Genomic DNA, 22867 nt, shown 5'->3' on the forward strand with positions numbered 1-22867 from the left:
CGCGCGTTGTTCAAACGTATCGCTCAGGTCTCGCGCAACGCCGTGGTGATCGGCAGTCGCGCCGCGCGCAGGGCCGGGAACAAGCCGCCGACCAGGCCAATGCCCAGCGCCCACTTCAAGCCTGTCCACAGCAGCTGCGGCGACACCTGGAACTGGAACACCACCTGGCTGAAATTGTTGCCCAGCGTGGAAACGGTGTAGTTGTTGAACACCAGCCATGCCACCAGACCGCCGAGCAGGCCGCCGAGTAGGGCCAACAACATCGTCTCCAGCATCACCGCGGTCACCACCGGAACGCCACGGAAACCGATCGCACGCATCGTCGCGATCTCTCGGGCACGCGTGGCCACCGCCGCATACATGGTGTTGAGCGCACCGAACACCGCACCGATCGCCATGATCGCGCCGATCACCGTGCCCAGGATGCTGATCAGCTTGCTCAGGCCACCGGACTGCTTGCGGTAGTAGTCACGGGTGGTCTCCACATCCAGCTTCAGGCGCGGGTCGGCCTCCATGGCCGCCTTGAACTGCTGGAAGCCCGCCGCCCCCTCGGTGCGAACGTTGACCGACTGATACGCACTGCGGTTGTAGGTGGTGGACAGCGTCTGCGTGTCCGACCACAGCTCCGACTCGTGCACATCGTTGGAGGCGAACACGCCCACCACGGTCCATTCCTGCTTGCCCAGCTGCAGGGTCTTGCCGATCTCCAGGCCCTCGAACTGCGCCTGCGCGCCCTTGCCGACCACGATTTCGCGCAGGCCGGGCGTGAACCTGCGGCCGGCGATGATGCGCACGTTGTCGCGCACCGCCCACGCCTGCTCGCCAACGCCGCGGAACTGCACGTTGGTATCGCTGTGGTCGCTGCGCGAGAGCAGGCTGATCACCTGCGACAGCTCGGCGGAGATCAGCGGCTTGCCATCGCTGCCGCGGGCCACGCCGGGCAGGTTCTCGATCAGTGGCACCTGGTCGCGCATGATCACCGAGTTGGTTTCGGCCTGTGAGCCGCCGCGCAGCACGATGGCCACGTCATCGCTGCCGCTGCGCTCCAGAGTGGCCTTGAAGCCATCGCCCATCGCCAGCATCGCCACCAGCACCCCGACCACGCCGGCGATGCCGACCACGATCACCGAGGAGGCACCCCAGCGCTGCGGCAGGCTGGCGATGCCGATCCGCGCTGCTGCCAGCGACAGGCGGCCAGTACGGGTGAGCACCAGCCAGGCGGCCAGCAGCACGGCGATGGCCAGCACCATCCACCACGGCAGCACGATCCACACCACCAAGGCGACCAGCAGCGCCAGCACCGTCACGACGTTCCACATCCATTGCTTGTTCATGGTGGTCTCCTCAGCGCCCGGCCAGTGCATCGACGATCTTCAACCGCTGCGCGCGCAGTGCCGGCAGCAGGCCCACCACGATCCCGATCACCGCCATCAGGCACAGCGCCACCCCCCACGTCTGCGCCGGCACGCCGGGCAGGCTGATCATGCCCTGGCTGCTGGCGCTGATCACCGGCATCACGATCGAGGCCAGGCCCATGCCGATCAGCCCGCCGAGCACGATCAGCAGCACCGACTCCACCATCACCAGCACCAGCACGGTGCCATCCTTGAAGCCCAGCGTCTTGAGGATCGCCAGCTCCGGGATGCGCTCGCGCACCGCCTGGGCCATGGTGTTGCCGGTCAGCAGCACCAGGGTGAAGAACACCGCCGCCATGATGCCGGTGACGATCAGGCCGATATCGGCGAACTGCTTGGCAAAGGCCTGCGAGAACGAGGCCTCGGTCTGCGACTTGGTTTCGTGGTCGGAATTCAGCGACAGCGCATCGATCGCCTGGGCGACGCGCGAGGCGTGTGCGGGGTTCTCCAACTGGACGGTATAGAAACTGACCTGGTTCTTGATGTAATCGTTGGATTCATCGAAGTAGCTCCAGTGCAGCATCAGCTGGTTTTCCGCACTGGCGTTGTTGCGGTCCTTGGCCCGGTAGATGCCGCTCAGCACCAGCGGCCAGTCGTTGCTGCCCTTGCGCGGGAAGATCGTGGCCTGCATCGGAATGGTGTCGCCCACTTTCCAGCCGAAGCGCTTGGCCAGGGCTTCACCGACCAGCGCACCGGTCCGGGTGTTCTTGAACGCCTCGGCCTGCTCGGGCGGCAGCTCGAACTCGGGGTACAGGTCCATGTAGTTGTCCGAGACGGAGAAGCTCGGGAAGAAGTTCTTCTGGTCCTGGTAGATGCCGCCGAACCACATCGCGTAGTTGACCTTGCGCACGCCGGGGGTGGCTTCGATATCGCGCAGCAGCCGCAGGGGCAGGCTCTGGGTGATCGAGAGCTTGGAGGAGACCACCAGCCGCTTGGCGCCTTCGATGGTGTCACCGCCGGAGTTGAACGCCACCCGGACCGAATCGAGCATGCCGAACAGCAGGAAGGCCGCCACCACCGACAACAACGTCAGCAGGGTGCGGGTCTTGCTGCGGAACAGCTGTGCCCAGACCAGCGAAAAGTATTTCATCGCCGCATCCTCCGTCAGTGGGCCGCTGGCGCGTCGGCCAGTTCGCCCTTGTCCAGGTGCACCGTGTGCGTGGCGTACTCGGCGGCCTTGGGATCATGGGTGACCATGATGATGGTCTTGCCGTGCTCGCGGTTGAGCTGCTGCAGCAGCCCCAGGATCTCCTCGGCGGACTGGCGGTCCAGGTCACCGGTGGGCTCATCGCAGATCAGGAAGGTCGGGTCGGAAACGATCGCACGGGCGATCGCCACGCGCTGCTGCTGGCCACCGGAGAGTTCATTCGGGCGGTGGCTGCGGCGGTCGGCCAGGCCGACCAGGGTTAGCGCGATCTCGGCGTTGCGCTTGCGCTGCGCTGCGCCCAGGTGCGTGAGCAGCAGCGGCAGCTCCACATTCTTCTGGGCGGTCAGCATCGGCATCAGGTTGTAGAACTGGAACACGAAGCCGACGTGGTGGCTGCGCCAGGTCGAGAGCTGGCCGCCGCTCATGCGGTCGATGCGCTCGCCTTCGATCTCGATCTCGCCGGCGGTGGGCGTATCCAACCCACCGATCAGATTCAGCAGAGTCGTCTTGCCCGAGCCGGAGGGACCCATCAACGCGACGAAATCGCCCGCCTGGATGTCCAGGTCGATGCCGTGCAGCACCTGCACTTTCTCGGGGCCGCGCTGGTAGGTCTTGGTGATGTTGCGGAGCGAAACCAGGGTGGACATGGGTGGTTCTCCGTGGATCGGTTGGAAAGACGTACGGCGCGTCCGGGCGAAGGCTTCCGGACGCCAGGGGGACGGGCAGCGCTCACCGTGCGCGCCGGGACGGCACGAGGAAATCGCACTTGCCGCGAGCGTGAGCGGCTCGCGTACCGCGTGGGCGCAGGCCGGTGGCGCATTGGCCACCGAGCCCGTTGTCTGTCAGGGGGTTTCGGTGACCTTGCTGCCATCGTGCAGCTCGGCCGGTGGGGTGGTCACCACGACCTCGCCGGCCTTCAGGCCCTGGGTGACCTGGCGATCGTTGTTGAGCGTGGTACCCACGGTGATCGCGCGCTGTTCCACCCGGGCATCGTCCTTGACCACGAAGGCGACGGTCTTCTGCCCGCGCTCCACGATCGCCGAGGCCGGCACGCGCACGCCCTGCGGCCTGGCGGCTTCGGCGGGGCGGGCGCTTTCCAGGAAGCTGACCCGCACGCCCATCTCGGGAACGATGCGCGGGTCCTTGGCCTTCAGCGCCACGCGCACTTTCACGGTGGCCTTGCCGCGGTCTGCAGTGGGAATGATCGCGATCACCTCGGCCGGAATTTTCCAGTCCGGGTAGGCATTGAGGGTGGCTTCGACCGGCATCTTTGGCTGCACCCGGCCGATGAAGGATTCGCCGACCTCGACCTCGATCTCCAGCGAATCCATGTCCACGATGGTGCCGATGCCGGTCCGGGTAAAACCGCCGCCGGCCGACAGCGGCGAAACGATCTCACCCGGCTGTGCGGCCTTGGCGGTAACCACGCCGGAGAACGGCGCGCGCACGATGTTGTTGTCCACGCCCAGATCGGCGATCGCCAGTGAATCGCTGGCCACGGTGGTGTTGCGCTGGGCGGTCTTGAGCTGGGCGCGCAGGGTGTCGCGCTGGGCGATGGCCAGGTCGTACTGGGAACGCGAGACCAGCTGCTGGCCGACCAGTGCCTGCAGGCGCCCGGCCTCGGCATCGGCCTGGGCCACCTGTGCCTGCAGACCGGCCAGTTGGCTGCGTGCGGCCTCGAGCTGCGAGGCCGACAGACTGCGCTGGGCGTTGGCGTCGATCGGGTCGAGCGTGGCCATCACCTGGCCTTCTTCCACGCGCATGCCTTCCTCGATCATCACCTCGCGGACCTTGCCGGTGATCTTGGCCGAGACCGTGGCCATGCGCCGGGCGACCACATAGCCGCTGGCGTCGAGCACCGAGCTGCTTGCGCCGCCCTGCTGGATCGCTACCACCGGGGCGGTGGTCACGGTGATCGGGCGCTCGCGGCCGAACACGAACCAGGCCAGGCCAGCCAACACAATGAGAAGGACGACCGCCAGCGCGATCCAGCGGCCACGTCGCGGGGGCGACGGCGGCGGCGAACCGGCCTTGCGGTCGATACGGAGTTCCTTGAGCAGTTCAGCGGATGCGTTCATCGTGAGTCTGGACGGGGAATCGGGCCGAGTGTGACCGCATCGGCGGCCGAGGGGCAAACCGGCACGGTGGCCGGGTGGTGGACAGCATGCCCGGCGGCCTGGCGCGGCGGCAGTGACAGCTGTCACCTGCATGGGCTGACGACGGCCACTGGGGCCGGGCGGCCCCGGGGGCGACGCTGTGGGTGTCCTCATCGAGTCCACTGCCTTGCCCCTGACCTGCCTTCACGACGTGGAGATCCACCACGGCAGCGCCGCCTGCGGCGCATCGGCTGAAGTGGCATGATCGCGCCTGATCGTCCTGCTTTGGAAACGTCCGTGCCCTCCAGTCGGTTCGCCTCCCTGTTGCGCCCCGCGCCGGACTCGGCCGTGGCCGAGAACATACGGCGCGGCAAATCGCCGTGGGTCGATGCGATCCACCTGCTGTGGACGCTGTGGGTGTTCCTGACGCCGTTGTTCGGCGGCGGCTACACCTGGCGCTGGGCGGCGCTGACCCTGCTGACCTACCCGGTGTTCCTCGTGCTGTACGCCGGGGTGCTGCTGGCGCCGCGCTGCCACGCGCCGCGCTACGCGCTGTCGATGGTGGTGCTGGGGCTGGTGCCGCTGGCGTGGTACCCCTCGGCAGTGAGCTATTTCATCTTCGGCTGCGTCACGCTGCGCGTCTCGCGCCGCAGTGGCTATGGGCGCTATCTGCTGCAGCTGGTGGGATTGAACGCGCTGTTCGTGGTGGTGGGCTTGCTGGCCCATTACCCTTGGCAGGCGCTGATCTGGATTCCGAGCATGGCGATGATCATCAGCCTGGTGGTCAACTTCGAGACCGCCAGCCATGAACAGGATGCGGCGCTGCAGCTGTCCCAGGACGAAGTGCGTCGGCTGGCGGCGACCGCCGAACGTGAGCGCATCGGTCGCGATCTGCACGACCTGCTGGGGCATACGCTGTCCTTGATCACCTTGAAGCTGGAGCTTTCGCGCAAATTGTTCGAGCGCGATCCGGATGGCTCGCGCCGCGAAGTGGCCGAAGCCGAAACGATCGCGCGCCAGGCCTTGGCCGAAGTACGCAGTGCGGTCACAGGGATCCGCGCCAGTGATCTGGCCGCCGAGCTGGCCTCGGCCCGGTTGCTGCTGGAGTACCAGCACGTGCATCTGCACTACGCGCCACCGCCACCGATGCCCGTCGATATCGAGCGCGCGCTGTCGCTGGTCCTGCGCGAGGCGGTGACCAACGTCGCCCGCCACGCGCAGGCGCGGCAGGCGTGGATCACCTTCGAGCAGGACGGGCGCACTTTGTCGATGCAGATCCGCGATGACGGGCGTGGCGGTGCCCACGTGGATGGCAACGGCCTGACCGGCATGCGCGAACGGGTCGCTGCCCTGCGTGGCACGCTGGTGCTGCACGCGGTGAAGGGCGAGGGGACCTCCGTAACGGTCCGCGTGACCTTGCCGGCCGCGACCACGGCGGTGGTGGCGCCTGTGGCGGTGGCGACCGCGCCGTCGCTGCCGGCCGGGGGCGCATCATGATCCGCATCGTGCTGGCTGAAGACCAGGCGATGGTACGCGGCGCGCTGTCGGCGCTGCTCGGGCTGGAGCCGGACATCGAGGTGCTGGGCAGTGCCGCAGATGGCGAGGCTGCATGGCGGATGCTGCAGCAGCTCAAGCCGGACATCCTGGTCACCGATATCGAAATGCCCGGTCTGTCCGGGCTGGAACTGGCGCAGCGGATCGCCCGCCAGGGCCTGCCGATCAAGGTCGTGATCGTCACCACCTTCGCGCGCTCCGGCTTCCTGCGCCGCGCGCTGGATGCCGGCGTCTGCGGCTATCTGCTCAAGGATGCCCCGGCCGAACGCCTGGCCGATGCACTGCGCCAGGTGCAGCACGGCGGCCGCGCGATCGATCCGCAGCTGGCGCTGGATGCCTGGTCGCAGGCCGATCCGCTCAACGACCGCGAGCGCCAGGTGCTGCGCCTGTCCGGCGACGGCCGCTCGGCCAGCGAGATCGCCACCCAGCTCGGGCTCTCGCACGGGACGGTGCGCAACTACCTGTCCGAATGCATCGGCAAGCTCGGCGTGGCCAACCGCATCGAAGCGTATCGGCTGGCGCGGCAGAAAGGCTGGCTGTAGTGCCGGCCGCTGGCCGGCTCTGCACCCTCTCTGTCGAGAACAACGGGAGCCGGCCAGCGGCCGGCACTACCGGGGTGCCAGCGATGCATGCGATCCGATACCACCGACCAACGGTCGGTGGCTACCGGGGATCGGTGTCGGTGGGGGAGGTGCGGCCCGGCCCCTTTGCCATCGCCTGGAACACGCCATCGCGGCGCACCCACAGGTGGAACAGCGCGGCCGACAGATGCATCACCACCGTGGCGAACAGCACATACGCCAGCAGGCTGTGGGCGTTGCGCAACGCGGCATACAGCGCCGGGTTGTGCGGCAGGATCGCCGGCAGATGCACGCCGCCGCCCATCACGATCGGGTAGCCACCGGCCGAAAGCATGCCCCAACCGATCAGCGGCATCGCCAGCATCAGCCCGTACAGCACCCAATGCGATGCATGCGCGGCGGCTGCCTGCCACGCGGGCAGGTCGGCCGGCAGCGGTGGCGGCCGATGGCGCAGGCGGTTGTAGAGCCGCACCACGACCAGCAGCAGGATCGCGATGCCCAGCGGTCGATGCAGATCGATCAGCACCGGCCGCCAGTGCAGCGAGGCAACCATGGTCACGCCCACGAACAGCATTGCCAGGATCATCGCCGCCATCAGCCAGTGCAGGACGCGGGCGAGGAGATTGAAATGGCCGGCATCACGGTTCATCGCGCACCTTCCTTGCCCGTGGCGGCGGGTGCCTTGCCGCTGGCGATTTCGCGCTCGCGGCGGTTGAACGATTGCGAGTACACCGCCGAGCGTGCGGCCAGGATCGGATCATCGGTGCCGGCCACGCCGCTGGGCAGGATCAGCGGATCGTAGTTCAGATCGCGGCAGGCGCCGGTGGCCTGCGGTTGCATGCTGCTCAGGGTCAGCGTGCCGGCCTTCACCTGGCGGCGGTCCTCCGGCCAGACCTGGGAGGGGTCGTTGATCGGGTCGCCGTCGTTGGCGATGGTCACCCACATGTCCCAGCGCACGGGGCCCTGCGCCAGGCGCCGGGCGAACTCCTCGCTGAGGAAATCGTCGTCGGACTGCGCGCGCTGTTCCGGGGTCATGTCCTCGAAGGGCGCCTGTGGCCGCATGCTCCAGCGCACGAAGCGGTGGCTGCCATCGGCGGCGGTGAAGCGGAAACTGTTGACGCCGTTGTAAGCGGTGTTGGCCCAGCTGTTCGACCAGGGGGCGGTCTTGGCCCACTGCTGGAAGGCACGCGCGGACGGGTACTTCTCCAGCACGGCGGCCATCTTCGCCGGGTCCGGTTTGCCGGTGGCCGGGTCCGGGATGCCGGCGCGGGTCTGTTCCAGGAAGGCCTCGGCGGTGGGCACCGCGAAGAACGGGAAACTGTTCATCGCCATGCGCCATTCCTGGCCGTCATCGCTGACCAGCTGCAGCGCCATGCTGCGCACGCGGGCCTTGTTGTCGGCGCCATGCGGGTCGCCGCCGCCGATCGAGAGGCGGCCCAGTACCGGCACCTGGCGCTGCCGGAACACGCGTGCCGAACTCAGCGCTGCCCCTTCGGGCGTACCCTGGAAGACACCGCTGACGCACACGCCCTTGGTGTGCGCACGGCGGAAGCCGGGCTGCGGCGGACCGGTCGCCTCGATGGCATCGGTGAAGGTCTGTGCGGTGACGCGGTCGCGGCCGATCCAGCCGGCCAGCCAGGCAAAGGCCAGCACCAGGCCGCCGGCGATCAGGGCGATCAGGGCGATCCACAGCAGCGGTGAGGGAGGGCGTGGGCCGCCCGGTTCGCGACCAGCGCGGGTGTAGCCGAAGAGCGACATGTCCGGATTCCTGCCTTCACGATGCGTGTGGGGGGGGCGACAGGGGCATGGTGTCAGAACGCGGCGCAGGCCGATATTCACATTTTCGACAACTGTTGAAAACAACGATCCCCGCCGGAGCGGGGATCGTCGGGTTCAGCCGCTGGTGCGCTGCCTCAGACGGCGTAGCGCGTCTTCAGCATCGCCCAGGCCGAACGCAGCGCCAGCGCTTCGCCACCGGCCGGACGGCCCGGGCGTTCGCCGTCGTTCCAGGCGTACACATCCAGGTGCGCCCAGGTCTGGCCCTCGGCGATGAAACGTTCCAGGTACAGCGCGGCCGTGACCGAGCCGGCCATGCGCGAGCCGGCGTTGGCCAGGTCGGCGATGTTGCTGTGCAGGTAGCGCAGGTACGGACGCCACAGCGGCATGCGCCAGACCGGATCGCGCACCGATTCACCGGCCTGCAGCCACTGCTGGGCAAGAGTGTCGTCGTTGCTGAACAATGCCGGCAGATCCGGACCGAGCGCGATGCGGGCCGCGCCGGTCAGGGTGGCGAAATCGAGCACGATCTCCGGCTGCTGCTCGCTGGCGTAGGTCAACGCGTCGGCCAGGATCACGCGCCCTTCGGCGTCGGTGTTGTCGATCTCGATGCTCAGGCCCTTGCGGGTGGCGATCACCTCGCCCGGGCGGAACGCATCCGGACCGATCGCGTTTTCCACCGCCGGGATCAGCAGGGTCAGCTGCACCGGCAGCTGCTGGGCCATGATCAGCCCGGCCAGGCCCAGCGCGTGCGCGGCGCCGCCCATGTCCTTCTTCATGTTGCGCATGCCATCGCCCGGCTTGATGTCCAGCCCGCCGGTGTCAAAGCACACGCCCTTGCCGACCAGCGCAACGTGCGGCTGCCCTGCATTGCCCCAGCGCAGCACGATCAGGCGCGGGGCCCGGTGCGAGGCGCGGCCCACGGCATGGATGGAGGGGAAGTTCTGCTCCAGCAGCGCATCGCCGGTGATCACGTCGATCTGCGCACCATGCGCCGTGGCCAGTTCGCGCGCGGCATCTTCCAGCTGCTGTGGACCCATGTCCTCGGTCGGGGTGTTGACCCAGTCGCGCACGCGCAGGCTGGCGATGATCACATCGCGCACTTCGGCCGAAGGCGTGGCAGCCAGCTGGGCCGGCGCGCGGTTGGGCGTGCGGTAGCGCGCGAAGCGGTAGCTGCCCAGGCCCCAGCCGATCTGCAGCAGGGTCTCGATCTCCGGCGCCAGTGCATCCGCCAGTGTCCAGACAGTGCCTTCCGGCAGCGCGAACGGCGCGTGCGCGTAGCTGTAGACATCCCCCGGGTCGCCAACACCGACGATCGCGCCGGCCAGGCCGTGCTCGCCGGGCAGCAGCACCACGCTGCCACCGCTGCCGTTGAAGCGCTGCGCGTCCAGCCACGCGCCGAGCGCGTCGGATTGCTGCGCACGCCAGCCGGCGTACTGCTCGCGGGTCATCACATGCAGCGGCAGCGCATGCGAGGTGTCGGACGTGAAACCGTTGATCTGGGACATGGGACTCGAGTGCTCCTTGGGCGGCGGCTTACGCGTGCTGGGCGGATGCGTTCGCATCCAGCCAGTCGGCCAGCCCGGTCAGGGTGTCGAACTGCAGATCGGGCTGCAGTGAAGGGTGGGTCCAGGGGTGTTCTTCGCGGTTGATCCAGCAGCCGCGCAGGCCGGCCTGCATCGCACCGACCACGTCCATCTCGGCGTGGTCGCCGACGTGCAGCACGTGGGCAGGGGCCACCGCGAGGCGCTCGCAGGCCGCATGGAAGATGCTCGCTGCGGGCTTGGCCGCGCCGTGCTCGCGCGAGCCGAGCTGGAAGGTGAAATGGTGGGACACGCCGATGCGCTGCAGGTCGGCATTGCCGTTGCTGAGGGCGGCGACCGGCACGCGTGCGGCGATCCGGGCCAGCGCGTCCATCGCATCCGGATAGAACTCGACCTGGTTGCGCGCGGCGTAGAACGCCTCGTAGGCCGGTTCCAGCAGGGCCGGATCGGCGCCGCTTTTCTCCAGCGCCTCGCTCAGCGTCAACCGGCGCAGCGCGCTGAGGTCGTAGTGCAGGTGCGGGTTGTCATGGAAGGAGCGCTCGCGCAGTTCGCGCATCGCCGCCACCGGGTACATCGCGGCGGTGGCGGGGCTGTGCTGGAGCATCCACTCGTACAACACCTGGTCGATGCGGGCGCCGATGGGGGCGAACGGCCACAAGGTGTCGTCGAGGTCGAGGGTGATGGCTTGGACGGGGAAATTCACCCCGCCATTCTACGCCTGCGCGCGCGGGCTTTCATGGCGCGCGCAGGCGCCGAGGTGAGGTGCTTCAGCGCAGGTCGTAGGAGCAGGCGATGGAGGCCTGGCCCTCGTCCTGCCGCACGCTCAGGTCGTGGCGGCCCACTTCCAGGGTGTAGTCGCCGGCTTCGTTGCGCGGAATCTTCGCCAGCGCTGCGATCTGTTCGATACCGGCTGTGCTGAAGTAGGCGGTATAGCTGTCGATGCTGTCCTCGCCGTTGGCACCGTCGTACAGGTGCAGGCGGTTCACTGGCTGGCCCAGCACGAGTAGCGGCGTGGTCAGCGCATACTCGCCATCGGACAGTTCGCCGTACGCCTGCAGCTCGGTCGGCTTGAGCACCTTCGCCAGCGCGGCGAACTGCGCAGGCGTCAGGTGGCGCTTGCAGGTGACCGCCTCGACCAGCTGGCGGCTGGCAACCTCGGCGCTGGGCGGGGTTGCGGCGAACGTCGGTGCGGCGAGGGTGACAAGGCTGGCGAGGGCAAGACAACGGACAGCGAGAGAAGACATCAGGGCCAGGATCCATCCAGAAAAGTGCGGGTATTCTGGCAGCATCGGAGATTGCGCGGGCAGCCTGTCCCGGGCCTGGCAGGCTTACTCCAGCAGCCGCGCCCAGCCCTGCGTGCCGTCCAATCGTGCCAGTACCAGCTTGATGCAGACCAGCAACGGCACCGCCAGCAGCAGGCCGACCATGCCCCACAGCCAGCCGAACACCATCAGCGCCAGGATCAGGATCAGCGGCGAGATCGCCATCTGCCGGCCCAGTACGATCGGGGTCACCACCTGGCCTTCGATGGTGTGCAACGCGAGGTAGCAGGCCGCGGGCAGCAGTGCTTTGAAGGGATCGCTGAACTCCACGAACCCCATCAGCAGCATCAGGGCCACGCCGATCAGCGGGCCGACGTAGGGCGCGAAGTTCAGCAGGGCCGCCACGGTGCCCCATAGCAGCGCCTCCTGCAGCGAGATGCCGAGCAGCAGCAGGATGCCGGAGAACACCAGGCCGACCAGCGTGTTGATCACGGTGATGGTCAGGACGTATCGGGAAACCTCGCGCTCGATCGAGCGCAGGATGTCCGTGGTGAAACGTTGCTGCTGGCGGCTGGGGAACAGCGCGATGGCATGCTTCTGCAGGTTCTGCCCGTAGATCATGAAGAACAGGGTCAACAGCACCACCGCCAGCACCGAGGCGGCCAGGCGTGGCGCGCGGGTCAGCACCTTGTAGGGATCATCGAGCTGGGTGCGCACGATCTGCACGCGGCGGCTGCCTTCGCCACCGGCGACGCGCGCGAAGTTCTCGGCGGCCTGGTTGGCCTGCTGCACCGGCTTGGTCAGGTTCTGCACCTGGCGGGCGACCTTGCGCAGCTGCTGCGGTGCTTCCTGGGCCCATTCCATTGCCGGGCCGACCAGCTGCACGCCGAGCGCGGCGGCACCACTCAGGCCGACGCCGAGAACCAGCACCGCGCCGAGAAACCGGGGAATCCAGATCTTCTGCAGCATCCGCAGGATCGGGTTGCCGACCAGTGCGAAGAACATGGCCAGCAGGATCGGCAGCACCACGTCCTGTGCCGCCCACAGGGTAAAGGCCACCGCCAGGGTGGCCAGGATCACCAGCGACATCGGCGCGCGCGGGCGCGGCGCAGGCGGTGCGACGACGGCTTCGGCAGAAGGGGGAACCGGGACGCTCATTCGGATCGCACACGGGAAAGGAGCGCCATTATTGGGCAAGCCGGGTGCGCATGGCGTGTGGGGTACGTGCAGACGAAGAAAGGCCCCGCGGCGGGTGCCGCAGGGCCTTCGGATGTTGCTGCCGACCGCCCTGCGATCAGCGTTCGGACAGGTCCGTGGCCGCTTCGGCCGGTTGCGGCTGATGCGGCGAGGCCGGTTCGGCACGCCGTTCCGGGTTGAGCCGTGGCGTTGCCGGGGGCGGTGCCGGTGCCGGTGCGGCCTGACGCGGGGCCTGATCGGCCGCGTCATCCACCTTGTCTGCGGCCTGCTCGGCGGTATCGGCCGCTTCGCTGGCCTGCATCGAGGCGAACGCGGCCTGGGTGCTGGCGACCAGATTGGAGACCGAGCCGATCATCTGCAGCCATCGCGCGCCCTGCACTTTCGCACCGAGACCGGTCGGCTCCAGCTTGCCGGCCAGGAAGCCGCCGGCGAGACCGACGGTGATGATCCGCAACGGCGTCCATCCGGCCCGCCAGACACTGCTGAGGGTGAACCAGCTGCTGCGGGTTTTCTCGACCCGCACCGCCACCACCAGCTCGGCGCGCTGCACACGTTGCCGCAACGCTTCGAAATTCATCGCTTCACCCCCGTGGTATCCACGTCGGCATCGGGATCTTCATCGCTGGGTTCGTCATACAGACCCAGCCGCGACAACTGGCGACGCGTGGCATGCATGCCGGTATGGCGGAAGAAGAACGACACCCGCCACATCGCGTAGCCGGTGACCAGCAGGCTGACGATCGACGTGATCAGCAGCGAATGGAACCAGGACAGTCCCCAGCGCTGCATCAGGGCGATCAGCGTACCGGCCAGCAACAACCAGGCCGATGCACCGAACACGATCGCCACGCCGGCCCAGGCCAGTGCCCGGCCAAACGCGCTGCGCGCCAGCGCGAAATCGGCCGAAGCCAACCGTCGCAGGGAGCGCAGCGTGTGCTTGGCCGAATCGACTGTCTCACGGCCGGCCTCACCGACCTGACGGATGCTCTCGTCCAGGCGTGGTGCTTTTTCACCGCTGTCCGGTGGCGGGGTATCCGCGCCACCGGGAGCGGTCGACTGGGCTTGATCGCTCACGCCGCTGCTTACTTGTCGCCGCCGCTACGGGCCAGCTTGGCGATGATCCAGCCGGCCGCGAAGGCGACGCCGAAGGAGGCCAGCGGGCGCTCGCGGATCAGTTCAGCGGCGCTGTCGACCAGGTCCTTGCCCTTGTCCATCAGTGCATCGACCTGTTCCTTGGCGGCGGCACCACCGAACTCGGCCGCGGCCAGGCCGGACAGCGCGGTATCGGACAGTTCGGCCTTGACGTTGGCCTTGCCGATGCGCAGCTCGTCACCGGCAGCACCGGTCGCGCCCTTGATGGCACCGCCGGCAGCGGTGGCGGCCGACTTCAGGTGCGAGCCGGCTTCGCCCAGGTGTTCCTTCAGGTTCTCGGTATTGGTGGGGCTCATCGTGTTTCTCCTGCTATGCGATGGGGAAGGTGACCGCGGACGATCCGACGGCAACGAACACAAGGTAATAGCACCGGCCGGGTGTAAGCCACGTTACGGCTGCCGCCGCGTTCAGCGCATCACCAGCTGGCCACCGCCGTTTCCACGGATGATCCGCAGCACCAGCTGGGCCGGACGCTGCTGGAAGTTGGCACGCCAGCTGGCGAGATCGGCAAACTCACCTGCCGTTGCCGCGGTGATCACATCGCCCTGCGCCAGCCCGGAGTTGGCGGCGCGGCTGCCGCGTTTGACCTCGCTGACCAGCACGCCACTCACGCCGGCCTGGCGCAGCGACTCGGGCAGATCGACGAAGGTGGCACCGCTCAGGCGCGGGTCGAGCGATTCCCCGGCGACCGCGCGCGCCTGCTCCTTGAGCGTGGCCTTGATCTGCAGCGGCTTGCCCTCGCGGCGCACGTCCAGGGTCAGCGTGCTGCCGACCGGCTGCAGGCCTTCCACGTTGTGCAGCGCCTGCGCGCTGTCCACCCGCTGGCCATTGGCCGACACCACCACATCGCCCGGCTTGAGGCCGGCAGCGGCGGCACCGGAGCCGGCCAGCACGCGCGTGACCAGCGCGCCGCGCGTCTCGGTCAGGCCCAGGCCCTGCGCGATCTGCTGGGTCAGGTTCTGCGCCTCGATGCCGAGCGTGCCACGCACCACCACGCCGTGCTTGACCAGCTGGTCCACGACGTCGCGCGCCAGGTTGGAGGGGATTGCCAGGCCCAGGCCGATATTGCCGGCCATGCTGCCCTGCGGGTTGAAGCTGGCCGTATTGATGCCGACCAGCTGCCCCTGCAGATTGACCAGCGCACCGCCGGAGTTGCCCGGGTTGATCGAGGCATCGGTCTGGATGAAGTTCTGGTAGCCCAGCCCGCGGATGCCGCTGCGCCCCACGGCCGAGACGATGCCGGAGGTGACCGTCTGGCTGAAACCGAACGGGTTGCCGATCGCCACTACGAAGTCGCCGACGCGCAGCTGCGCGCTGTCGCCGAGCTTGATCTCGGTCAGGTTGCCGGTCGGAATCCGGATCAATGCGACATCGGTATCGGCATCGGAGCCGATGAATTCCGCCTTGACCGTGCGCCCATCGGCCAGGGTCACCTGCACGTCGTCGGCGTTGTCGATGACGTGGTGGTTGGTCAGTACCAGCCCCTCGGCGGCATCGATGATCACACCCGAGCCCAGCGATTCGTTGATGCGCTCCTGCGGCACCTCTGGGAACAGCCGGCGGAAGAAGGGATCGTTGAAGTAGGGGTTGCGCACCCGTACCACCTGCTTGGTGTTGACGCTCACCACGGCCGGCATCACCCGTTCCAGCATCGGTGCCAGCGACGGCACCGCCTGGCCGGCGACCGCTGCGGGCAGCGCGGCCGTGGTCGGGATCGTATACGCGGCCGGCGCCGCCTCGGCACGGTTGTCCAGGTGCGCATTGATGGCCGTGGCAGTGAACCCGCCGAAGGCAGCGGCGAGGGCGAGCGTGAGCAGGGTCGGGAGCGGTCGCATGGTCCGGCGGTTCCGTGTCGGAGGGGACGGGTCAGGTGAGAACACGTATACGGTAATTCAACCTGAATGAGTGTGTCCGCTACCGGCTAAACCCTGGATGAAATTCATTGCCGGCGACGTCGCGCCGCACGACGGATGGGCGCCGGCAGCCAGGGCGATGTGTGCCGCTGGCCACCTGCAGAGCGGGTGCGCCACGATACCCGCGGCAGGGGAAGACCGTACCGGCAGGCGCGTCCATCGGCCGCGCCCGCGCCATCCAAACCAGCGCAAATACGCAGTACGAGGGCACGGAATGGATCAACTACGACGATCCATCATTGCATCGCCGGGCGCGGCGGACATGCGCATCGAGACACATCGCATGCATCTTCTGCGGGAACGCCGATGCTGTTTTCAAGGGGTTTCGTGCACGCGGCCGGTGCATTGCTTGCTGCCGCCGATGAGGGTGCTACTGTCGGCTTGGCACGTGCATCGCATCAAGACCGTTCCACGATGGACCGCGCCGGTATAGCATCGCCAGCGATTTGACTAACCAGGCCCCTTAGGAGGCACTCAATGAGCAACGGTAATGGTGTGACCACGGTTCTCTCGCAGACCGTCGAAGATGCAAAAGAAACCGCCACCAACGTCGGCGAGACCATCGCACACGTAGCGGAAGATGCAGTGGCTTCGGTCAAGAAGACCGCCAAGCGCGCACGCAAGGCTGCCACCACCCAGGTCGCCAAGGTCAAGAAGGCCGTGACCAAGGTCGAGAAGACCGTCGCCAAGAAGGCTGACAAGGCGGCCAAGTCGGTCGGCAAGACCCTGGCCACCGCCAAGCAGAAGCTGGAAGCGGCCAAGAAGAACGCCAAGGCCGAAGCCACCGCGATCAAGAAGCAGGTCGCCAAGAAGAAGGCCACCGCTGAAAAGGCCGTGACCAAGACCACCAAGGCTGCCGGCAAGAAGGCCACCACCGCCAAGAAGGCCGTGACCAAGAAGGCGGCTGCTGCCAAGAAGACCGTGACCAAGAAGGTCGCCACCGCCAAGAAGGCCGTCGCCAAGAAGACCGCGACCGCCAAGAAGGCCGTGACCAAGAAGACCGCCGCCGCCAAGAAGACCGTCGGCAAGAAGGTCGCCGCTGCCCGGACCGCTGTTGCCAAGAAGTCGGCGACCGCCAAGAAGGCCGTGACCAAGAAGACCGCAGCGGCCAAGAAGGTCGCCGGCAAGAAGACCGCCGCCGCCAAGAAGACCGTCGGCAAGAAGGTCGCCACCGCCAAGAAGGCCGTCGCCAAGAAGGCCGCCACCGCCAAGAAGGCCGTGACCAAGAAGACCGCAGCGGCCAGGAAGACCGTCGGCAAGAAGGTCGCTACCGCCAAGAAGGCTGTGGCCAAGAAGGCCCCGGCCCGCAAGGCTGCCCCGGCCAAGCGTGCTGCGGCCAAGCCGGTTGCCCGCAAGGCACCGGCCAAGCGCGCGCGCAAGTAAGTCGTCGTAACGTGCTGCTCCTGCCTGAGGGCGGGAGCGGCATGGTCGGAGCCATGCACTGGGCTCATCCCCAACTCAGACACGTGGGCGGGGTAATCATCCCCTCATGGGGAGACAGGGCGCCCCGAAGGGCACCCCGGTAACATCAGCGCGCCGCGATCGCGGCGAACTCGCGCATCAGGTGCTCGCCGTCATACACCACCTGGATCTGGTTGCTGCCCTTGTCCAACCGCTCGCCATTGACGAATACGTCGGTCTGGATGCTGTAGCGCCCCTGCGGCATGTTGGACGGGAAGGTCACGGTGAAGGTGTTCTCGTACGCACCGCTGCCTGCACTCTCGCTGGCGACTTTCTCGGCGGTTTTGAAGGGTTCGGACTGGCCGGGTTCGTAAATCCGGATCTGTTCCTTGACCTCGCGGATCGGCTGCTGGCGGCCGCTGACCGCTTCGATGTTGGAGACGATCTTCAGCGGTTCACCACGCCGTACGCTGTTGCCGGGGAGGCTGGTCTGGTAATGCACGACCTCGGCAGACTCCGGCAGCTGCGAGTAGCGCGACCGGTAGTCCGACTCCACCTGGGCCGCGCTACGGGTGCGGCGGCTTTGTGCGTTGATCACGAAGCAGGCGGCGATGCCGGCCGCAGCGCCGACGTAGGCACCTTTCTCACCATTGACCAGCGCGCCGGCGCCGGTGCCCAGCGCGATCGCGCCCAGGCACTTGCCCCAGTCCGATCGGGTCATCTGATTGCCCGTGGTGCAGCCGGTAAGCGTGCCGGCGGTAGCGAGGCCGATCAACAGCACCTTGCCGAGCGAGGCGGGGGCGAAATAGTCCTTTTTCATGGTCAACACCTGGTGTGAAGTGGGGCGGGCATCATTCGATGGTGGTTTCGCGCATGACACGGTCGCGCTCCGCCTTTGCTTGGCGGATGAGCGACCGGGCAGCCGCTGAGTCGGGATTGACCTGCAGGGCCGATTCGCCCAGGGCTACGGCGACGTCGTAGCGGCCTTGCTGCAGTTCAACCCGCGCCTTGCTCAGCAGGCCTGCTTCCGGCGCCGCTGCCGGTGGCAGCGAGATCGTCGGCGCTTTGGGCGGGTAGCTGTTGTCAGGTTGGCGCAGGTCGGCCATGTCTGAGGCGGTGCCCGCGTCTGGGCTGAAGCTCACCTCCAGCTGCATCGTGCTTGCATTCGCCTGTCCCTCCCGGATGGCCGGTAGATAACGCCAGCGACGCGCTGCTTCCAGCGCAGCACGGTCCAGCGACCGCACCCGACTGGTGCGCATCACCGAAATGGCCGTCGCGGTGCCATCTTCGGCAACATCGATGCTGAGCAGAACGGTTCCGCGTGCCCCGGTACGCACTGCATCCGGCGGATAGCGCACGGGAGCGCGCTCGCGCGATGCGGCATCCACCTGTGCAGACCGGTCCGGGATCGACGAAGGTGGGGGGGGCGCCTGGGCAACCTCAGTGTGGAGGGGTACCTGTGCGGCGGTTGGCGCTGGAGCCGGTGCCGGTGTCGCTGCGCGGGTCGGGCGCGCGGGCTCGGCCTGCTTGGCAAGGTCGGCTTCCAATGCAGTCACCCGGACCTGCAGATCGCGCCAGTTCTCTTCACCCGGAAGATCGCGCTGCATGCCCAGCAAGGCGACGCGTGCACAGGCCAGGTCTGCCCGCGCGAGGCATGACTCCACAGCCGCACGATGCGCTTCGATGCGGCCGGCAGACACCGTTGGCGACGTACCTCGATCGCGCAGGAAGATCGCCCAGAACAGCCCGCCCAGGACCAGGCAGACCAGGACCAGCGGCACGCGTGAGCGTGGTCGTGGGCTCGGCCCGGGAGCGATCGGCGCAGGCGCGATCGGCGCGGGAGGCGCAGGTGGCCTGGTCGAGCGCTTGGGTCCCGGCGCAGATGCCGGTTGCGCAGCGGAAGGCGGAGGCGCTGCAGGGGCCGGTGGAGGCACGGATTCCACCACTGTCGGCGCCGCTGGCGAGGGTGTCGCAGGAATCGGGGGCGGCGGCATGACCGCCGCCGGGGCTATGACCGGCGGCGCCACGACCGCGGGCGCGGATACCCCACAGAACGGGCAGAAGCGTACCTGCCCGGGCAGGGGCTTCATGCACTGGTCGTTGACACAGATCGAGGCGGTGGCGCTGGCGTCAGTCATTACGGCGATACAGCCTCAGTACCCGGTGGGCGGCGGCGGGGGAGCCGGCGGTTGCGGGGCCGATGGGGCGGTGAACAGATGGCCCAGTTCCGGCAGTGCACCGGCCGCGCTCCACTCGATGCCTTCGCGCCAGAGCAGGCTGTTGCGGTTGATGTTGCCGGTGCCCACGAACTGCTGCAGCTGCTGGACCGTATATGGTCCCAGCGACTGGTTGTTGTAGCCGACGTAGTAGCTGTAATCGACCATCGGCGGCGGTGGCGGGGGTGCCCCGGGCAGGCTGCCCTGCGGCGGAGGCGGTGGTACCGCGCCCGGGGCAAGCCTCGCCGCGCTCGTGCCCGCAATGGACGTAACGCCAAGCATCTGGGCGAAGGCATCACTTACCTGCCGCTTCTCGCCCCGGTCGGTGGCGACCTCGTCAGCATAGACATCGGCCGAAGAGCCGGTAACCGGCTGCGTCCAGGCGTCGAACAATGCACGGGCGCGCTCTTCGATCCGGTCGGCTTCGTCACCGGCGGCCTGCACCAGCTTCTGCCGATAGTCGGTGGCCAACATCTCACTCAGCTTGTAGGGGAAGCGCTTCTTCAAGCTTTCGCGACCCTGCTGGTCCTCCTGCTTGATCGGCTTGTATGCCACGGTGGCGTAATGCCGGAACAGCTGGGCCAGCACAGCCAGCTGCAGCGGGTCGCGCACGTTGGCCGAGCGCTGGCGCAGCTGTTCTTCGATGTTGCGTTTGTCATTCCCGTCCAGGCCACTCTGCCGCACGGAGAATTCATCGCCGATGCTGAACCCGTCGCCTTCCAGCGTGATCTCATACTTGCCATCGGCACGGCGCTTGAGCACCCCCAGGCCGAGGGCATGCAGGTATATCCTGAAATCCTCAGCGAACTGCCGGTACTGGCCCTGAGTGAACTGGATGGGCTGCACGAACTGGCTGACCCGCTTGTGGATGTGCAGCGGAATACGGGCCGCCTCTTTGCGGTAAGCCGCCTGATAGGTCGGCAGTGGCGTGAGTGCCGGAACCGGGAAGCCAGACAACTCGGTGAAGCAGATCAGCTTGCCCGGAATGCCGGATTCGACGAAGTCGATCTGGCTGGCGGTCATGCCGGTGCCCTGCGGTACGGCCTGCTCCAGCATCGCGCCGTACTGGCGCCGGAACAGGCGCGCATCCTTTACGCCGACCAGGCAGGTGTAGCGGTCCTTGGAGATATCAAATCCACCGTTGAGGTTCAGCGGCACCCATGGCATCGCACGCTGAAGCAGCAGGCGGAACGTCTCGCGCAGCTGCTCGGGCGTAAGCGCGGCCAGCGCCTGCATCAGCGGATCGGTCTGGGTTCGGGCATCGACCTGGGGCAGCTGTGCCACGGCCTTGTTGCGCAGCTTGCCCAACACTTCCTGCGCGCCGTCGTCGCTGAGCAGCTTCTGGAACAGCGTCTGGGAGCCACCGAAGTCCTTGAATGCTTCCTTGGCCCATTGCCTGAACTCGGCCGGATCGATTGCCGGCTGCTCTTCGTCCTGCGGTGCCTTGAGCGCGATCAGGGTCGCATGCTTCTCGGCGATGGCCGCCTCGATCTTGCCGATGTCACGCTCGACGTGCAGCAGCAGGGACTCAACCGACTGGCGACCGTCCTGCAGGCGCCCGACGAAACCACTCCAAAGCGGGCGACCGTGGGCATCGACAGCTTCCTTGACGCCGAGCCAGCCCGAGACGTCGCGCAGCAGGTTGGCGGCTTCGCGCGAAGCGACCGAGCGCACGTAGAACAGCAGGCTGTCGCGGATCGTTTCCTTGATCTGCGCCAGTACGGTCTCGGCCTGCTTGTCCTTGCCGCTGATCCGCGCAAGCAGACCCTTGCCGGTGGTCTCCTTGAGGCGTTCGAACTCGCGCGCAAGCTCGGCGTTCTGCAGCCTCTCGGAAATCTCGGCGAATCGCTGCGCATTGCGTTCCAGCGCAGGAACGATGCCGGTACCTTCGTTCTCGAGCCGGTCCTTGATCATTTCCACCAAGGCCAGCGTGTAGTCCAGGCCACCGCGCTCGTCATCGTCCAGGCGCCGGAAGATCTGCGCCGGCAGTTCAGCCTCATCGGTAATCGACAGCAACACCCGCTGGCGATTCTCCTTGATGCGGACTTCGTGGTTGCGGTCGGCGCTGTCCACCCGGTTGCCCTTGGTATCGCGCTCAAGCTGCTTGATCACATCCTGGACGTGCAGCGGCCATTGGTCGCGGTCAGCGCTGCCGTGCATCAGCTGCTGGAAGGCATTCTCGACTTTCTGTTCGATCTGCGCACCGATGCTGGCGTCGCCGGTCACTTTCAACAGATCATCAGCGACCTGGTAGTGCGTGAACTCACCGTTGAGCGTGGCAAGATCGCCGCGGGAGAGGAACTGCGGAATATCCGTAAAGGTGCGTGGCACGATCGCCAGCTGCTCACGCAGGAAATCATCGCGTTCTTTATCAGTGGGGCGGTTGCCCGGGGCCTGGATATTGGCGATGCCGAAGAACGCCTTGAGCATCGCCTGCACCTGGCGGTTCATGCGTACGTTCTGGCGCGCTTCCACCTGGGTATCAAGCACGGCCTGGCCGACGCCGGAGTAGCTCGCGGTGAAACGCAGTTCCGTATCGTCACCATAGTCCTGCGGCAGCGGAACCGAATAGGCGCGGATCTTGTGCTGGTTCTGGTTGACGGCCACAGAGCGCTTGCGGTTGGCGAAGTCCTGGGAGGTGAAGTCGGTGAAGAAGACATCCGAGAGCATCTCGTAGATGTCTTCCTGTTCACTGGTCTTGGCCATCGCCACGTTGGTGTTGTCGACGATGTACACATCGTCGTACGGGCGACTGTCGATGTGCAGGTTGTCCGAGGCATCCCAATGCTTGACCAGGACATTGCCGCGCAGTGCAGTCTCAAGCTCCATCAACGCGGCGTAACCGTTGGCCTGGATGCGGTCGGGGTTGGTGGTGGTGATGAAGCCGCCGGGAAGGACCATGTACAGGTCGACCTTGCCCTCGACATTCTTCTCCTTGAGGATCGCCTTGGCCAGGTAGCCCATGTCCAGGAACGAGCCGGAGCCCGTGCCGCCGGCCGCCGAACCGGTGATGACCACCCGCACCTTGCCCGGCTCCACTTCCAGTCCCAGCTTCTTGAGCTTGTCCGCACGCGCGCCGATGTTGCTCAGCAGCGTCTCGATCTTGTCGCGCAGCTTGTCCCGGATCACTGGATACTTGTCGAAGAAGTACAGGCGGGACAGCGCACGGATCTGGCCTGCGCCTTTGCTTGGATCCACGCCCAGCAGGCGGATGCGCTCGGGCGTGAGCGGGAACCACTCAGCTACTTCCCGATGACGCCGCAGCTCGTCGTCGGACTGGGTGTACTTGTTGAGGTCCAGCCGCTCGATGATCTTCTCTTCTGGAGTGAAGGCGACCTGCTCGGCCAGTACGTCGGTCTTGACCGACTTGCCGTCCTGGGTGACCTCACCGGCATCCAGATCGAAGTTGATGAACTGTGCCACCGGGAAGTCGGCGACGTTCTCGACCTTCGCGTTGCCGCCCCAGATCGCATTGAGAATGCGGCGGCGCAGACGGATGTTGACCTTCATGCCGGTGCCGCCGAGGGCGATGAACAGCGTCGGACGGATCTTCTCGGTTACCTGCGGCGGCTGACCGGGCAGGGAGGTACTTTCGGTGGCATCGTTCATGCGG

General features: G+C 67.0%; 20 protein-coding genes. 3 read left to right on the forward strand and 17 right to left on the reverse strand.

The window, feature by feature from the left end; all coding sequences use genetic code 11:
• Window positions 1–23: 23 nt before the first annotated feature.
• From C0R07_RS10650 to C0R07_RS10665, 4 genes are all read right to left on the reverse strand, one after another.
• A complete protein-coding gene (locus C0R07_RS10650) occupies window positions 24–1334 on the reverse strand; it encodes an ABC transporter permease (protein ID WP_102788897.1) in 1311 nt (436 codons plus the stop codon).
• Window positions 1335–1344: 10 nt separating this feature from the next.
• Complete coding sequence (locus C0R07_RS10655; protein ID WP_046274366.1) at window positions 1345–2505, reverse strand: ABC transporter permease; 1161 nt, start codon at window positions 2503–2505, stop codon at window positions 1345–1347.
• A 14-nt stretch (window positions 2506–2519) separates the two neighbouring features.
• Window positions 2520–3209 (reverse strand): ABC transporter ATP-binding protein, encoded by a 690-nt coding sequence (locus C0R07_RS10660; RefSeq protein WP_102788867.1) that lies wholly within the window; start codon window positions 3207–3209, stop codon window positions 2520–2522.
• A 195-nt stretch (window positions 3210–3404) separates the two neighbouring features.
• The gene (locus tag C0R07_RS10665) at window positions 3405–4640 is read right to left on the reverse strand and encodes an efflux RND transporter periplasmic adaptor subunit (RefSeq protein WP_070474413.1); all 1236 of its coding nucleotides are present in this window, start codon (window positions 4638–4640) and stop codon (window positions 3405–3407) included.
• Between the two features lie 279 nt (window positions 4641–4919).
• Between C0R07_RS10665 and C0R07_RS10670 the strand changes: the two genes are divergently transcribed.
• Both C0R07_RS10670 and C0R07_RS10675 read left to right on the forward strand, forming a co-directional pair.
• Window positions 4920–6155 (forward strand): sensor histidine kinase, encoded by a 1236-nt coding sequence (locus C0R07_RS10670; protein WP_102788868.1) that lies wholly within the window; start codon window positions 4920–4922, stop codon window positions 6153–6155.
• Window positions 6152–6754 carry a response regulator transcription factor gene (locus C0R07_RS10675; protein ID WP_046274363.1) on the forward strand — a complete coding sequence of 201 codons (603 nt, stop codon included), beginning with the start codon at window positions 6152–6154 and terminating at the stop codon, window positions 6752–6754. Before C0R07_RS10670 ends, C0R07_RS10675 begins: the two co-directional genes overlap by 4 nt.
• A 121-nt stretch (window positions 6755–6875) precedes the next feature.
• Here the strand turns inward: C0R07_RS10675 and C0R07_RS10680 are convergent, their stop codons facing one another.
• The 10 genes from C0R07_RS10680 to C0R07_RS10725 form a co-directional block, all read right to left on the reverse strand.
• Window positions 6876–7442, reverse strand: a complete 567-nt coding sequence (locus C0R07_RS10680) for a cytochrome b (RefSeq protein WP_102788869.1) — start codon at window positions 7440–7442, stop codon at window positions 6876–6878.
• Entirely contained in the window at window positions 7439–8551 is a 1113-nt protein-coding gene (locus tag C0R07_RS10685) for a catalase family peroxidase (RefSeq protein ID WP_019185541.1), read from the reverse strand. The genes C0R07_RS10680 and C0R07_RS10685 overlap by 4 nt, the downstream gene beginning before the upstream one ends.
• Before the next feature lie 155 nt (window positions 8552–8706).
• Window positions 8707–10077: a leucyl aminopeptidase family protein gene (locus C0R07_RS10690; protein WP_102788870.1), complete on the reverse strand. Its 1371-nt coding sequence runs from the start codon at window positions 10075–10077 to the stop codon at window positions 8707–8709.
• A gap of 28 nt (window positions 10078–10105) precedes the next feature.
• Complete coding sequence (locus C0R07_RS10695) at window positions 10106–10816, reverse strand: HAD family hydrolase (protein ID WP_102788871.1); 711 nt, start codon at window positions 10814–10816, stop codon at window positions 10106–10108.
• A 64-nt stretch (window positions 10817–10880) separates the two neighbouring features.
• Window positions 10881–11357 carry a hypothetical protein gene (locus tag C0R07_RS10700; protein ID WP_102788872.1) on the reverse strand — a complete coding sequence of 159 codons (477 nt, stop codon included), beginning with the start codon at window positions 11355–11357 and terminating at the stop codon, window positions 10881–10883.
• Between the two features lie 84 nt (window positions 11358–11441).
• Window positions 11442–12533, reverse strand: a complete 1092-nt coding sequence (locus C0R07_RS10705; RefSeq protein WP_102788873.1) for an AI-2E family transporter — start codon at window positions 12531–12533, stop codon at window positions 11442–11444.
• Window positions 12534–12669: 136 nt separating this feature from the next.
• The gene (locus tag C0R07_RS10710; protein WP_070474429.1) at window positions 12670–13149 is read right to left on the reverse strand and encodes a protein sip-5; all 480 of its coding nucleotides are present in this window, start codon (window positions 13147–13149) and stop codon (window positions 12670–12672) included.
• Entirely contained in the window at window positions 13146–13646 is a 501-nt protein-coding gene (locus tag C0R07_RS10715; RefSeq protein WP_019185547.1) for a phage holin family protein, read from the reverse strand. The genes C0R07_RS10710 and C0R07_RS10715 overlap by 4 nt, the downstream gene beginning before the upstream one ends.
• A gap of 8 nt (window positions 13647–13654) precedes the next feature.
• Window positions 13655–14020 (reverse strand): hypothetical protein, encoded by a 366-nt coding sequence (locus C0R07_RS10720; protein ID WP_019185548.1) that lies wholly within the window; start codon window positions 14018–14020, stop codon window positions 13655–13657.
• Window positions 14021–14131: 111 nt separating this feature from the next.
• Window positions 14132–15559, reverse strand: coding sequence for a Do family serine endopeptidase (locus C0R07_RS10725; RefSeq protein WP_102788874.1), 1428 nt, complete (start codon window positions 15557–15559; stop codon window positions 14132–14134).
• 555 nt (window positions 15560–16114) lie between these two features.
• Here C0R07_RS10725 and C0R07_RS10730 point away from each other — a divergent pair.
• Entirely contained in the window at window positions 16115–17020 is a 906-nt protein-coding gene (locus tag C0R07_RS10730) for a histone (RefSeq protein ID WP_102788875.1), read from the forward strand.
• Window positions 17021–17165: 145 nt separating this feature from the next.
• On the opposite strand, the gene C0R07_RS10735 is transcribed toward C0R07_RS10730, so the two are convergent.
• The 3 genes from C0R07_RS10735 to C0R07_RS10750 all read right to left on the reverse strand — a co-directional run bounded on the left by C0R07_RS10735 (window position 17166) and on the right by C0R07_RS10750 (window position 22863).
• Window positions 17166–17858, reverse strand: a complete 693-nt coding sequence (locus C0R07_RS10735; RefSeq protein ID WP_019185552.1) for a hypothetical protein — start codon at window positions 17856–17858, stop codon at window positions 17166–17168.
• Window positions 17859–17889: 31 nt separating this feature from the next.
• Entirely contained in the window at window positions 17890–18819 is a 930-nt protein-coding gene (locus C0R07_RS10740) for an energy transducer TonB (RefSeq protein ID WP_070474438.1), read from the reverse strand.
• Window positions 18820–19191: 372 nt separating this feature from the next.
• Window positions 19192–22863 carry a tubulin-like doman-containing protein gene (locus tag C0R07_RS10750; RefSeq protein WP_070474445.1) on the reverse strand — a complete coding sequence of 1224 codons (3672 nt, stop codon included), beginning with the start codon at window positions 22861–22863 and terminating at the stop codon, window positions 19192–19194.
• Window positions 22864–22867 lie beyond the last annotated feature (4 nt).

It is taken from the genome of Stenotrophomonas bentonitica (assembly GCF_002887735.1).
Lineage (GTDB): Bacteria > Pseudomonadota > Gammaproteobacteria > Xanthomonadales > Xanthomonadaceae > Stenotrophomonas > Stenotrophomonas bentonitica_A.